The sequence below is a fragment of the Zooshikella ganghwensis genome (assembly GCF_018263875.1).
Lineage (GTDB): Bacteria > Pseudomonadota > Gammaproteobacteria > Pseudomonadales > Zooshikellaceae > Zooshikella > Zooshikella ganghwensis.
Window position 1 is genome coordinate 288671 of record NZ_JAEVHG010000001.1, and the last position, 14416, is coordinate 303086.

The 14416-nt window shown below is 41.4% G+C and carries 11 protein-coding genes and 2 tRNA genes; 3 read left to right on the forward strand and 10 right to left on the reverse strand.

Annotation, left to right across the window (positions count from 1 at the left end):
* Positions 1 to 7: 7 nt before the first annotated feature.
* Positions 8 to 1861 carry a PAS domain-containing sensor histidine kinase gene (locus tag KHS79_RS01215; protein WP_212715983.1) on the reverse strand — a complete coding sequence of 618 codons (1854 nt, stop codon included), beginning with the start codon at positions 1859 to 1861 and terminating at the stop codon, positions 8 to 10.
* A 187-nt stretch (positions 1862 to 2048) separates the two neighbouring features.
* Between KHS79_RS01215 and KHS79_RS01220 the strand changes: the two genes are divergently transcribed.
* Positions 2049 to 2924: a translation initiation factor eIF-2B gene (locus tag KHS79_RS01220; RefSeq protein WP_212715984.1), complete on the forward strand. Its 876-nt coding sequence runs from the start codon at positions 2049 to 2051 to the stop codon at positions 2922 to 2924.
* A gap of 86 nt (positions 2925 to 3010) precedes the next feature.
* On the opposite strand, the gene aspA is transcribed toward KHS79_RS01220, so the two are convergent.
* Positions 3011 to 4447 (reverse strand): aspartate ammonia-lyase, encoded by a 1437-nt coding sequence (gene aspA / locus KHS79_RS01225; protein WP_212715986.1) that lies wholly within the window; start codon positions 4445 to 4447, stop codon positions 3011 to 3013.
* 401 nt (positions 4448 to 4848) lie between these two features.
* On the opposite strand from aspA, the gene KHS79_RS01230 reads away from it, so the two are divergent.
* Positions 4849 to 5625 carry an ABC transporter substrate-binding protein gene (locus KHS79_RS01230; protein WP_233468154.1) on the forward strand — a complete coding sequence of 259 codons (777 nt, stop codon included), beginning with the start codon at positions 4849 to 4851 and terminating at the stop codon, positions 5623 to 5625.
* A 294-nt stretch (positions 5626 to 5919) separates the two neighbouring features.
* Here KHS79_RS01230 and KHS79_RS01235 read toward each other — a convergent pair whose 3' ends face one another.
* The 7 genes from KHS79_RS01235 to KHS79_RS01265 form a co-directional block, all read right to left on the reverse strand.
* Positions 5920 to 6333, reverse strand: a complete 414-nt coding sequence (locus KHS79_RS01235) for a CBS domain-containing protein (protein WP_027709252.1) — start codon at positions 6331 to 6333, stop codon at positions 5920 to 5922.
* Positions 6330 to 6680, reverse strand: a complete 351-nt coding sequence (locus KHS79_RS01240) for a P-II family nitrogen regulator (RefSeq protein WP_094788292.1) — start codon at positions 6678 to 6680, stop codon at positions 6330 to 6332. Before KHS79_RS01240 ends, KHS79_RS01235 begins: the two co-directional genes overlap by 4 nt.
* A gap of 15 nt (positions 6681 to 6695) precedes the next feature.
* Positions 6696 to 7475, reverse strand: a complete 780-nt coding sequence (locus KHS79_RS01245) for a DUF1538 domain-containing protein (RefSeq protein ID WP_027709254.1) — start codon at positions 7473 to 7475, stop codon at positions 6696 to 6698.
* Complete coding sequence (locus KHS79_RS01250; RefSeq protein WP_027709255.1) at positions 7463 to 8212, reverse strand: DUF1538 domain-containing protein; 750 nt, start codon at positions 8210 to 8212, stop codon at positions 7463 to 7465. The genes KHS79_RS01245 and KHS79_RS01250 overlap by 13 nt, the downstream gene beginning before the upstream one ends.
* A gap of 401 nt (positions 8213 to 8613) precedes the next feature.
* On the reverse strand, positions 8614 to 9942 hold the full coding sequence (locus tag KHS79_RS01255; protein WP_094788290.1) for a dicarboxylate/amino acid:cation symporter: 1329 nt from the start codon (positions 9940 to 9942) through the stop codon (positions 8614 to 8616).
* A gap of 466 nt (positions 9943 to 10408) precedes the next feature.
* Positions 10409 to 10485: transfer RNA gene (locus KHS79_RS01260), tRNA-Met, on the reverse strand.
* Between the two features lie 85 nt (positions 10486 to 10570).
* Positions 10571 to 10647, reverse strand: a tRNA-Met gene (locus tag KHS79_RS01265).
* 215 nt (positions 10648 to 10862) lie between these two features.
* Here KHS79_RS01265 and KHS79_RS01270 point away from each other — a divergent pair.
* Positions 10863 to 13658 (forward strand): response regulator, encoded by a 2796-nt coding sequence (locus tag KHS79_RS01270; RefSeq protein WP_212715988.1) that lies wholly within the window; start codon positions 10863 to 10865, stop codon positions 13656 to 13658.
* On the opposite strand, the gene KHS79_RS01275 is transcribed toward KHS79_RS01270, so the two are convergent.
* A complete protein-coding gene (locus KHS79_RS01275; protein ID WP_094788288.1) occupies positions 13582 to 14238 on the reverse strand; it encodes an endonuclease dU in 657 nt (218 codons plus the stop codon). The genes KHS79_RS01270 and KHS79_RS01275 overlap by 77 nt on opposite strands.
* Between the last annotated feature and the right edge of the window lie 178 nt (positions 14239 to 14416).

Genomic DNA, 14416 nt, shown 5'->3' on the forward strand with positions numbered 1-14416 from the left:
GATCGAATTAATGCACAAACGTTGGCAAAGTAATAAAAAATGTTGCCCCGACACTGGGGTTAGCTTTATAGCTAAGTTTGCCACCGTGTGAGGAAATAATCGAGTGGCTAATTGTGAGGCCAATTCCTAATCCATTGCTTTTCGTCGAAAAAAATGGATTAAATAAGTAATCTTCGCCACCTTTAGGTAAACCACGACCTGTGTCTTGTACTGCAATCTCTACCCAGTCAGGCGACAGTTGGTGAGTACTGATGGTTATACCTGAAGAGATATCTTTTGAGTCGGCCATAGCCTCAACCGCATTATGTATTAAATTCAGTAATGCTTGTTGTAACAGTATAGGGTCAACCTTAAGTTGTGGGCTAGTTTTACTTAAATGCAAGTGTAGGGGAATTTTTCGGTGTCCACAATCAAGTTGCGCAAGGCTAATAGCTTCAGTAACGAGTTGATTACAGCTAACGATGTGTGTATTGGTGGCTGCTTTACCAATAAAACCGCGTAAATGACTAATGACTTGGCTTGCGCGTTCGGTTTGTGAGGTGATTTTAGTAAGACACTCTACAACTTGTGGGCTAGGAGGCTGGTGAGCATTTTGGTGGAGTAATCGTTGACAGGCTTGAGCGTAGCTACTAATTGCGGCCAGTGGTTGATTAATTTCATGGGCGATGCCTGCGGCCATTTCTCCCATGGTGCTTAAGCGAGTCGCCTCCATCAACTTTTCTCGTTGCAACTGGAGCTGATGGTCTTTTTCTTCCAGCTGTTGCTGGATTAAAAACTCATCAGTAATGTCACGGATTGTCGCAATAAAAACAGATTCCTGTTCAGCATTTAATGACAGTGCTTTCCAGTAAACATCGAGGATAAGCTGACTGTCCCCACGTGCTGCACGCCATACAAATTGTTGAGCGTCAGCAGATGCAGCTGCATCACAGTAGCGTTTTAATGCTGTTGAGGAGGGTTCGCCAGTAGGTTGCTGTGGGGCACTGAAGCTTAACAGTGACTTTCCAATAAGCTCATCCCGTTCTGCACGAAAAATGTGGCTAGAGGACTCATTACACTCAAGGATCGTATGGTGTTTATCACAGACGATAACCCCCTGACTGGAAGAGTGGAATAAAATACGGAATTTCTGTTCATTATTATGCAGTGTTTGCATGATGGCGTTAATGCGACGCTGATACAGGCGCACACCAAGAACCAGTAGCACCACAGTGACGACACCTAATAATAGGCTTGCCTGTAAAAAAGAAGTTGTCAGGTCACTCAAGTCAATCAGTCCAACTAAGCTTAAATTGTGCTGCTGCAGTGGCAGGTAGCTAATAATGTACTGTTTATTGTTGTCTGAAATTTGAGTCGTTTGTAGTCGGTTATGAATCAGGCGCTGTAAACCTGTTTTCAGTGCTGGTGAGAGTGTTTCACCACTAAAATAGCGTAATTCCTGCTCATCTGTTTGCTCAAGCAGAAATATTTGCTCGCCTTCACGCAACTGGTTGAATGTTTGTTGAATCGCAAGGATCGTTTTATCTGAGTGGGGGGAGGTGGTTTTGTCGCTTGTTTGTGATGGCTGTAGCGGCTCAGAGGATGAAGCCGTTAACCGCTCAAGCAACATTGCTTGAGATTTAAGCATATTTTGTAAGTGCTGTTTTTGCTCATCAATGACAATGCCGTGGAGTGTGGTAATAGTGACAACTTCCATCACGACAACAATACAGCACATGATAGCAATGACGCTGAAGAGTTTACGGAAAAGTGGGTGAGACTGATGGTCAGTTGTGGAAGAAAAAAATTGACCTGATGCTGCAGAGGTATGGGGGCTGCAGTTATTGGAATTCTGTGAAGCGAGAGAAGCGGGCTTATCCATTCATACCTTTTCCTTGCCAGGGACTGTTAGCAGACCCTCATTTTATTAGCATTGAGACTGCGACGAATGTGTGTGTCCAGTAATGATTATTCTAGGAGGTGTACCACTAAGCACTAAATACGAGCAATTACCGTCAGGCTTACGATAATTACTTATAGGGTCAGTATGGCTGGATAGGAATTGAGCGATGAACGTATCAACTGAAAATGATTTGCAGCGCCTTGCTGAACAGATTTGCCAGGAAATCAGCTCAAACCTGACTGATGGTGCAAGCCAAATAGCGCGTCAAACCCTAATGGCTTTAGCTGATTTTTGCTGTCTTGCTGACCGTTTACCTGATAAGCAGCTTGCTCAGCAGATGGTTGTTAACCTGGCAAGCCAGCTTAAGTCTGTTCGTCCCTGCATGGGGGCAATAGCAGGTTTAATTGGTTGCTGGCAGGAACGAATAACTTCTCTAACAGACTTACGTCAGGCTTCTGCTGTCGCTCTGGAGTTGGTGGACTGCTCTCATAACGCAGTTCAAGAAGCGGTGGAGCTGTTACAAACCGTACTGCCTCGCTCGGGGACCCTGCTAACTCATAGTTATAGCTCAACTATTAAGCAGTTATTAGCGCAGTTATCAACAGATAACTACCGTATTATTTGTACTGAATCGAGACCTGGTAACGAAGGGAGACGATTGGCTGCTTATGCGTCAGCACTAGGGATAGCATGTACCTATATTACTGAAGCTCAAGTAGGCATTGTTATGCCAAAGGTTAATGCTGTTGTTTTAGGTGCTGACTGTATTCTTGCTGATGGCAGTGTAGTGAATAAAAGTGGAAGTTATTTATTAGCACTGGCGGCTAAAGCACATCAACGACCAGTATATGTGGTCTGTGAAAGCTTTAAACAGCAGGTGCTTACAGCTGAAGCGTTGACATTAGAGCAACATGCACCAGAAGAATTGGAGTTGCCTCTGCTACCCGGTGTTGATGTGCTGAATCAGTATTTTGAGGTGGTGCCTGCTGAGTTAATTACAGATATTGTGACAGAAAAAGACTTGAACTTATCAGATCATTAGTCGCTTTAGCCTAGCCTGTGACAGAAAGAGATATTATTACCCCTTTCTGTATTGTTTTTGGCTAGCATTTCATCTTTAAGTGAGAACTAGCTTTTCTGTAAATTATGAGGGGATAGCATATTTTCCGGTTTTAACACTTCTGCTAGCTGTTCCTCAGCGATTAACCCTTCTTCTTTTACTAAATCAACAACACGCCTTCCTGTTGCCAGAGCTTGCTTGGCGATACGGCTGGCATTTTCATAACCAATATAGGGGTTTAATGCTGTAACAATACCAATACTGTTGTCGACGTAGTCTCTGCAACGCTCTTTATTGGCTGTGATACCTTTAATACACTTTTCACTGAGCATTATTGTTGCGTTGGTTAGCTCTTGTATTGACTCAAGCATTTTATAAGCAATGACAGGCTCCATGACGTTGAGCTGAAGCTGGCCAGCTTCAGCAGCCATGCTGACACAAAGGTCATTACCAATCACGTTGTAGGCAACTTGGTTAACGGCTTCAGGAATGACAGGATTTACTTTGCCGGGCATGATTGAGGAGCCAGGTTGCATTTGTGGCAGGTTGATCTCATTCAGTCCTGCAGTCGGCCCACTACTTAATAGGCGTAAATCGTTGCATATTTTTGATAATTTAATCGCAAAGCGTTTTAACATACTGGAAAATAAAACAAACGCGCCCATGTCAGAGGTTGCTTCTACCAAGTCAGAAGCCTGGCATAAATCGATACAGGCAATGCGTGACAGATGTTCGATAGCGATTCGCCCGTAGGACTGATCGGCGTTAATACCCGTACCAATGGCGGTACCACCTAAATTAACTTCCTTGAATAGGTCGGCTAACCATTTAATACGCTCAACATCTTCCCCAATAGTCGTCGCATAAGCATTGAACTCCAGCCCCAGTGTCATTGGAACAGCATCTTGTAGCTGGGTCCGCCCCATTTTTATGACATCAGCAAATTCAGTTGCTTTTTCTTTTAAGCTTCGCTGTAACTGTTGGGCTGCAATCACTAGTTCACTGTGCTTTAGAATGATGGCCATACGTACAGCTGTTGGATAGACATCGTTGGTGGACTGACTCATATTGACATCATTGTTGGGATGCAGGTGCTGGTACTCACCTTTTTGATGACCCAATACTTCCAAGGCACGATTAGCGATGACCTCATTGGCATTCATGTTGGTCGAGGTGCCAGCGCCACCTTGAATAACATCAACAAGAAAATGTTCATGTAAATGCCCTGAAATAATCTCATCACAGGCTTGGCAAATGGCATCTGTCTTCTGTTGAGAGAGTTGTTTTAATTCGGCATTGGTTTTTGCAGCCGCTTTTTTAACCATTGCTAATGCGGTTACAAGTGTAGGAAAAAGATTGATCGATACACCTGTAATTTGGAAGTTTTCAATTGCCCGCTGAGTTTGGATGCCATAGTAGGCATTGACTGGAACGTCTTTTTCACCCAGTAAATCTTTTTCTTTACGGAACTGCACATTACTGCTGTTTGGCGAGTTATTCAGCATGGTTACCCCTTGTTCACTGCGCTCAGGTTAGTACTTAGGTTATTGGTTGAGCGTGAAAGTGGTAGTAGTTTGCGTGTGGATAATACAGAAAACAATAAGGGCAATAACGGATAACCAGAATGATGCCAGCGCTTTGTGAGAATGTATATTGCAAAATATTATAAGAATGCTAGGGTAAGCTGTTAAGTGATTATAGATCACTGTATTTTAAAAATTTATAAAAGGCAGAAGCTTTATAAAGTGGAACCATGGCATGTTGACTGACGTATCTAGCCACCAGAAGAAAAGTACAAAGTACTAAATAATAAAAGGCTGCTCATGGCGTGTTATATATGGTGATCTTTTAAGCTTTTTAAAGTTACTTGGCGTGTTTTTAATTAGGTGAAGTAAGGGAGTAAAAAATGATAAAACGTCTCGCGTTGGCTTTTGTGGTTTCAGCTGTAGCATCAACAGCAGTTGTAGCCAAAGAGTGGAAAACGGTTCGCTTTGGTGTAGAAGGGGCGTTTCCCCCTTTTAGTGAAACAGCACCTGATGGTTCTATCATAGGCTTTGATATAGATATGGCAAATGCCCTATGCGCAGCAATGCAAGCAAAATGCGTATTAGTGCCTCAGGACTGGGACGGTATGATTCCTGCGCTGATGGCTAGAAAATACGATGCCATTATTGCCTCTATGTCGATTACTGAAGAGCGTAAGCGTAAAGTGGATTTTACTAATAAGTACTACCACACACCGGCTCGTTTTGTGCGGAAAAAAGGTAGTAATATTGAAATCAACGAAGCCAGCTTAAAAGGTAAGACAATTGGCGTACTTCGTTCCAGTACTTTTGATAGCTATATTTCTGATAAGTATCAGGGGGTGGTCAATATCAAACGATATAGCACACAAGATGAAGTCTATCTGGATATGAAAGCAGGGCGATTAGATTTAGTTTTAGGTGATTCAATTCCCTTACAAGATGGTTTTCTGAATAAAGCCGGAGGCGATAAGTTTGAGTTTGTAGGCCCGAAAATTACCGATAAAAAATGGTTTGGTGAAGGTATGGGGATTGCGGTTCGTAAAAGGGACAAAGACTTAAAAGATAAACTTAATGCTGCTATAGCTAAGATTCGAAAAGAGGGCGTCTACGATACCGTACAGAAAAAATATTTTGATTTTGATATTTATGGTGACTAATTACTTATGTTAGTTCACAAAGGCTGCTGTTGATAGCAGCCTTTTTACTAGAAGAGATTGAAGATTGATGTATAATGAGAATGATTCTCATTTGTGTCAATGGCGTAGGAGGCTATGATGCGCATTAATCTTCAACAAATGGATATCTGGCTAGGTAAACATTGGATATTGATTTCTTCACTGTTAAGCATGTTAGTGTGTTGGATATTCCTACTCTCAGTCGCTTAGCACAGTCGTTTAGCCAAATAAATTTTTTATCGTAGGTCGTGCTTTCAAGATCAACAGGCATATTGATCAATGTTGAGAAGATGTTGGGCACAGTCCATGAAGTACAATTTCCTGGTATGTAATGATGCCAATAACCTGTCCTTTTTGGATAACAGGTGCTGTGGACAGGCCAAAGCGATCAAAGAGTCTTGAGCAATAGCGAATATCCATATCGGGATCTACGCAAAGTACGGGTTTAGACATTATTTCGTAAACATTGACGCGCTCAGGTGCTCGATCCTTAGCGAGTACATTTTTAGCAATATCTGCTAATACAACAATACCGTACTCATCATTCTCATGCCGCTTTTCTACAATTAGAGTATGTGCATCTGCCTGTCGTAAACTATCAATTGCCTCTTGAACCGTTTTTAGCCCATTAATTTTGAGAAAATTGTCTTTCATGATATCTCGAACACGAATGAGTTTGGGCTTGCTCATAATGCTTGCTCTACTTTATTAGTCAGTTCATCAATTTGGTGGGCGACACCTACAGCATCTTCAACATCTAACTGAATTGCGATACCTGTGCCTGGTGAGGTGTCAAACTCTCCAGCAATAGCAATTTGCTCAAGAATTTTGCGGCTCAAATGTTCTTCAACCAGAAATAGTAGAACATCCCGCTGTGTTTCAAGAGATAACCCTAGAAAGGTTTTAGCGCCTGACAGTCCTTCACCACGAGCATTGTTAATCAGTGTTGAGCCTGTGGCTCCTGCACCTCGGGCCGCTTCCATAACCGCATTTGTCTTTGAATCGTCGACAAATGCAACAATTAATTTAAAGTGCATTATTCAGCTCCGTGCTTACTCTGTTTTTTCAGATTTACGTTTAATCCAATAGTCTACAAGTTGAGCGTAAGCCATTACTGTCATCATGGGAAATAAACTGGCAAATGCAATAAGGCCAAATCCATCCATCAGTGGACTTCGGCCTGGAACGGTTTCTGCCAGGCCTAAGCCTAGAGCCGTAACCAAGGGGACGGTCACGGTGGAAGTGGTAACACCACCTGAATCATAGGCTAAAGGAATGATGAGTTTAGGGGCAAAGTAGGTTTGTATTATGACAATGATATACCCAGCGATAATAAAATAGTGGATAGGCAATCCCGTCACAATACGATATGTGCCTAAGCCAATACCCAGTGCTACGCCAATTGCCACTGCGATGCGTAGGCTCCAGGCGTTAATTCCTCCTCCTGAAACTTCGCTGGCTTTTATGGCAACAGCCATCAAGGAGGGTTCAGCAATGGTGGTACTAAAACCAATAGCAATGGCAAAAAGGTAGACCCAATAATAGTCAGTCCATGACAAGGTAGTGTTACTGCCCATGTCCGGTGCAAGAAAATCAATCGCAGTTAGCTGTTTGGCCATGAGCTCGCCTAATGGAAACAGGGCTTGCTCTAAGCCAATCAGAAAAAGTGTTAGACCAATAATGACGTAAATAAAGCCAATTAATACCCGGCGTAAGTTAGGGATTGGACGTCGTATAACAAAATAGTGTAGCCCGAACAAAATTGCTGCGATTGGGAGTACATCTCGGATCGTTGCAAAAAAGGTAAGAAAAAACTCTGTTAACCAAGCCATTGCACCACCATACCAAAGATCATGACAAAAATTATAGGAAAAAGGGATGCAAATGCGATAAGTCCAAAGCCATCAATGAGTGGGTTTCGGCCTTTTATTGCAGACGCTAAGCCAACGCCTAGAGCAGTTACCAGTGGCACAGTAATTGTTGAGGTTGTCACGCCACCTGAGTCATAAGCAATACCAATAATTTCTTTCGGAGCTATTAATGTTATCAAGGTAACTAATGCATAGCCTGCAATAATTAAATAATGTAAAGGCCAGTTTCGTAATATTCTCAGTACGCCAACCATAATGGCCAGGCCAACAGATAGCGCGACAGTAAAGCGTAGTCCATAGGCATAATTTTCTTGAGCTTGCTGAGTCATTGCTATGACACCTCCTTCCGCAGCAACTTCAGCTGCTTCTTCACAAACGGAGATCAGCGCAGGTTCGGCAATAGTAGTGCCAAAGCCCAACGCGAAGGCGAATGAAAACAGCAATGTTAAGCTGCCTTTATACGCAAGTGCTTTGGCCATGGTTTCACCAATGGGAAACAAGCCTGTTTCTAGTCCGTGAATAAAGAGTGTGAGGCCCAACAGTACACAAAATAAGCCGCCCAATAGCTGCCAAAAGTGAGGAATAGGTTGCTGCAGTACAATGACTTGAAAAAAAGTGACAACGATAAGAATAGGGGCGAGGTCGCGTAAGCTGCTAAGGGTAGATTTGAAAAGTGCAACGAGTCCCGTATACAGCATAAATTGTCCTGATATGCTTAATATGTCGTAGTTATTGCGATATATCCTAACAAAATTATACCTGCCATCATATGACTGTAGCAAAATGATGATGTTGGCTTTTTAGTTTTCAAATAAATAAGTTGAGCAATTTCGTTTTTTGAAGGACGTCTTTGTTTTTTGATAAAAGTGTTTTGGTGGGGTGTTTAGCCGATTGGTTGAAAGCAAACACGTTCAACCAATCTAGGGCCTGTTAACTCTATTTGAATATCACTGTTATGATGGTAAAAGCACTCATCTAGGCGCGAAGCGTGAAGTTTAGTGGTTCTAAATGAACAATGAGTAGTGCTTTTACCGTCATAACCCTTCGGGCAGTGGTGATTAAAATAGTGTTAACAGGCCCTAGTCGTATTATAAATCTACTACAGGGTGTTTTCAGTATTGATGGAATCGGCTTTAGGTTGAGTACTATTTGTATCTGAAGTGGTGTTAGTAGCACTTCCATCTGAGTAGATTTCGAGGTTCAGCTCTTGCTCGCTTTTGCTAATCAATGTAGTAACCATTAAGTCACCACTGACATTGACCATGGTTCTGGCCATATCCAAGATACGATCAATACCTGCAATGAGAGCAACACCTTCTACGGGTAAACCTACAGTCGTTAGCACCAAGGTGAGCATAATTAAGCCTGCGCCTGGTACGCCGGCTGTACCTATGGAGGCTAGTGTGGCTGTCGTGATAATGGTTAAGTAGTCAGCAAGGCTGAGATCAATACCAAATGCCTGAGCAACAAATAGTGCGGTGACACCCTGGTAAAGTGCTGTACCGTCCATGTTAATGGTGGCACCTAACGGTAATACAAAGCTGGAGATAGATTTGGGAACACCTAGCTTTTCTTCACTACAGCGTAAGCTAACGGGCAGTGTGCCTGAACTGCTGGAGCTGGTAAAGGCAATGGACTGCGCATCAATGATTTTTTTGAAAAAGATCGCTGGGTTTAAGCGGCCTATAAGACTGATAAAGAGACCATAACAGCCATAAATATGTAAAGCACAGCCAATGTAGACGGCTACGATAACAATCATCAGCTTTTCCAGCACGGCTAATCCATAACTACCTGCAATTGATGCCATCAATGCAAAAACACCATAAGGCGCCAGAGTCATGACTAAGCTTGTAAGCTTGTACATTGCTTCGGCCAAGCTAGTAAATACGGCAACAGCAGGCTTGCTTTTTTCGCCAATGAGGTTTAATGCTACACCTAAGGCGGCTGCAAAAACGATAATTTGTAGAATTTTGCCAGAGGCCAGCGCTGCTACGGGGTTTTGAGGCACAATACTGACCAGGGTATTAATAAAAGAGGGAGCTTCTTTGGTTGCTGCCTGTTCTTTTGCGACAAGATCCATGCCTGCGCCAGGCTCGAACAAGGTGCCAATCAATAAGCCTAATGAAATAGCAATAGCTGTACTAATCAGATAAAACGCAATCGCTTTAATGCCAATGCGACCCATTTTTTGGGAATCTTTGATTGAGGTAACGCCAACGATTAAAGAGCAAAATACCAAAGGTACAATGAGCATTTTTATTGCGTTAACAAACAAGGTACCAATAGGCTTCAGCACTGTGGCTGAAGGACCTAGTACAATGCCAACGACAATCCCTAATGCCATACCTGCCACTATTTGTTGCCAAAGGGCAAGTCTGCGCCAGATACGCCAGGGAGTAAGCAGGGTGTGTAATGTTGCCGACATAGGCTACTCCAGTTGTTTGGTCTCTTTTGGTATTTCATGTGAAGAATTTTTAGGTGGGCAGTCGGTGTGCGACACATTCGCTATAAGTATTTCCTGTAATTAAGTGACAAAGAAATAGGTATAAAGCACGTTGTGTGAGACAGCCCCCTAAAAATAATTCGCTAATGAACAAGCACAAAATAAAAAATTTGGTGAGTTATTAACCAGCGCAATAGTAAGGGTTAATGGCCAAAATGCTGGCTGATACACATCAAAAAAACATGATTCAAGGGAGTTGAGGGTAGAAAGTCAAGTGCAAATTTAGATTTAACGTATTGATTAAGAAAAGTTTTATTAGGAGAAAAGCAATCAGTAGCTGAATACGTTAAAAAATATCAGATTAGTATTATGGCTAATTAAGATAAGCTGGATAAGTGAGAGTGGCGGTATTTTAGGTTAAGTAAAGTAGAAAATGACTGCTTGGAATTGGTAGCGGGGGCTGGATTTGAACCAACGACCTTCGGGTTATGAGCCCGACGAGCTACCATGCTGCTCCACCCCGCATCAAAATTACTACTTTATAGGTACTTAAACATGCTTTTACTAAGGCTATAGTAACTACAGTTTACAATATAAAGTTAGTTAGTACTGGTAGCGGGGGCTGGATTTGAACCAACGACCTTCGGGTTATGAGCCCGACGAGCTACCATGCTGCTCCACCCCGCACCAAATTGAGTTGCGTATTATAGGTAGAAAAAAACTGTCGTCAACCTTTTTTATTCACTTTGTCTTAAATTATATATAAGTCTGTCAAATTTGAGTCTGATATTGGCTGAAAGATTATGGTTAATGGCAAGAGAACAGTGGGACTTCTATACTCTCGGATAAAGTAAACTGAAAGAGAGAGATGCCTAAATAGGTTATTTTCCATGGAAGGACGAATGAATCTGCTGTATGCAAGTATGGCTGTTATAGCCTTACTGGCTACGGGTATTCACATTTATAGCCATGAAAGCTCTGCTTGGCACACTCAACAAACGGAATCTATCAGAGGGCTGGAGCGCTATATTTCCGAGCTAACCGCTCAGATTGTGATAATTCAATCATCAAGCTTTAGTCATAAAACGCAGTATAATCAGTTGCTTAACAATTTTGGTTCTGAGCTGAGGCGTTATTTACAAGTGGCGCCGACTAGTTTTTTTTTTCAAGGGGAATCTGTTCAGCAGTTTGAGGACCTTTCATCATCATTACAAGCCTTACATGAAGACTTTTCGGCTTACCTTTCGCTAATTGATGAGTTAACTCATGCCTCTTTACAAATTCATAAAATTAACCAGCAGTATTTAAAAGACAGTTACGAAGTGTCATTTCATGCTTCTGAGTTAGCAAGTATGCTGCCCGCTTATAAATTTGGGCATCAGGCTAACATTCAGTCAAGGATTGATCAAAAAGTGGCAGTAATGAAAAGTATTGCTGGGGAGACAAAGTTTAGAGCTTGGCAACGGCCAATCGCTGTATTTTTGAATTACGCTCATTTCGTTTCAGGTAATACGGCAACAGCTGATCGTTTTTTGAATCGATTAGTCACTAATCAGTCTTCTAAATTAATCATTGATGTCATTAACTATCATGAAAAAGAAATTTATCGGAATCAGCTGCGTGAAGTAATAACGTTTATGCTGTTTTTTTTAGTAATTTTTATCTCAATAATGGTAATTGTATACTCAAAAAATAAAGTACTGAGAAAACAAACGGTATTAGCACAACGGGCAACTCAAGCTAAAAGTGATTTTCTTGCTAATATGAGTCATGAAATTCGTACACCAATGAATGCGATTATTGGATTTATGGAGCTGGCTTTGCCATTGGCTGCAAATACTAAACAGCGAGATTACCTGGAGAAAGTAAAGACCGCATCAGATGCATTACTGTTATTAATAAATGATATTCTTGATTTTTCGAAAATTGAAGCAGGAAAATTAGAAATCGAGCAGACGCCTTTTGACCTGAATGAGCGATTAGATTTACTGTGCAGTATGTTTGCTGATGTTTCTTTAACAAAAAAAATTGAGATGGTTGTGCATAATGCAACACACTTGGAAAAATGGTTACGAGGAGATCCGCTCAGGCTTTCTCAAATACTCATTAATTTAACCAGTAATGCCATTAAATTTACTGAAAAAGGACAAATTCTGGTTGTTGTTAAGTGCATAGAGCACGAGGGGGATAATAACCAAATGGTTTGGCTTCAGTTTGAGGTCAAAGATACAGGTATTGGTATAAGCGAAGAACAACAACAACGCTTGTTTGAAGCGTTTAATCAAGCAGATAACTCGACAACGCGAAATTATGGGGGAACAGGTCTAGGGCTTACTATTTGTAAACAGTTAACAGAACTAATGGGGGGAGAAATAACAGTAAAAAGTCTGCTTGGTAAGGGGAGTACATTTATTGTTAGATTGCCCTTTGAGTTGGTCGAACCACCATGTGATGCGGCCTATTATCACATGGTTGGCTTGGTCAAAGGATGTAATGTATTAATTGTCGATGATGATCCACTCTTTGCTGAAGTTGTGGTTGATATGCTTCAGTGTTTTGGTGTTTACTCTGATTATTGTTCATCTGGGAAAGAAGCACTTGATAAAATCGCTAAAACATATAATACAATAGATGTTTTGTTAGTTGACTGGGACATGCCTGAAATGGATGGTTTGGACTTTGTTCATAGACTCGTGAAAAACTACCCAGAGTCAAATAAACCTGTGGTTATGATGTCAGCTCATCAGCAAATAAAACTGATTGGCAAAAAACAAAAAGGAATAGCATGTAGTTATTTGTCAAAACCATTTTCATCGTTAGCATTACTAAAAGCGCTAATTCATGCCCTGCGGCGGGAGCAGCTTTTAGAATTACCTCGTGACGATAAGGAAAATTATGATGGGTTGTTTGGAAAAAGAATACTGTTGGTAGAAGATAATAACGTAAATCAACTTTTAGCATCTAAATTGCTCAGGAATGTAGGTATCGTAACAGATGTTGTAAGCAATGGTGAGAAGGCTGTTTCGAAAGTTAAACAACAACGATACGATGCAGTGTTAATGGATGTACATATGCCGATAATGGATGGTTATCAGGCGACTGAACAGATAAGGAAACATTTTTCTGCAGAGATATTACCTATTATTGCAATGACTGCGAATGTGACTGAAGGTGATCGAGAAAAAAGTCTAGCGATAGGGATGAATGACTATTTAACCAAACCTATTCAAAAAGAAGTGTTGTACCGATGTTTATTGAAGTGGTTGAGTGCAGTTGGACCTGACGTTAGGCCGTCGTTAACGCGACTTGATCATGAGGACAGTATGATAACAAAGTCTGCTTCAACATCATCATTGGCATTGCTCAATATTGATGATGCTATGGTGAGACTGGACGGAGACCATGCTATGTACTGCTCTATGCTTGAGTTATTCTTAGATGACTTTGCAATGGTCTCTACACGGTTGAATCATATGGTAAAGCAAGTTCAGTATAAGCAGGCACTTATGTTAGTGCATAGTATGAAAGGTGTAGCCGCGAATATTTCTGCTCAACAATTATATGTACTTGCTGAAAGCTTGGAGCATGAACTTAAGCAGGCAAGCCCCAAATTAACAACACTTAATGCTTTTCAAGCCTGTCATCAGAAGACACTGGAAGCAGTGCAGTCATACACGGCATCTGTTGCAAATGCTTAGTTGTTGAGGAGTGTCCCGTTTTAACTGCGGCGCCGATAAGTTGTGCAATTCTTAAGGCTTCGGGCATGTTGTATTGATCAGATAATCGGTGAAGGGTTGCTGCTGCAATACCTGGTGAGGTGCCTTGTACTTGAAAATAGAAGTCACCACTTTTATGAATATTGCCAGCCTTACACATAGTCGCAAAGCGTTGATGGGTATCTGATAAGTGAGTCAAGGCTGTTTGAATAGCCCTCATATTAGGCAGTTCGCGCATGACAGAGATACAAGGGCGAGCCAGCCACTTTGTTAAAAGGGGTAAATCGATAATATTGAGTCCTGCCATACTGATACCATCAAATAACAGAACATGGATATGAGGATAAAATGTACTGTTGATCAGTTGCTCTGCAACAGTTTCAGTAGCATCCATTCCATTTAATGTCACTTCACTCCACAACATGCCTTCAAAGCGCGTATTTAAACAAACAATACCACTGATATTGACTTTATTATCTTGAGTACGATTGAAGGGCGTATCGTTGTAACCGATAGCTCTAATAGACTTATTATACTGCAGTAAAGTCTCAAGTGTTTTCATAGGGAGTCAGGTATTTAAAGTACTACTTCATATACTATGTCTATTGAACAGTAACGTATCACTTTGAATCTTGAATACGTGTGTACTATAGACATAATGATTAACTGATCATGGTATACCAAACGACTTTCTTAAAGATTAGCACAGGGATAACTGAACAAAAGGATAACTATGGTTG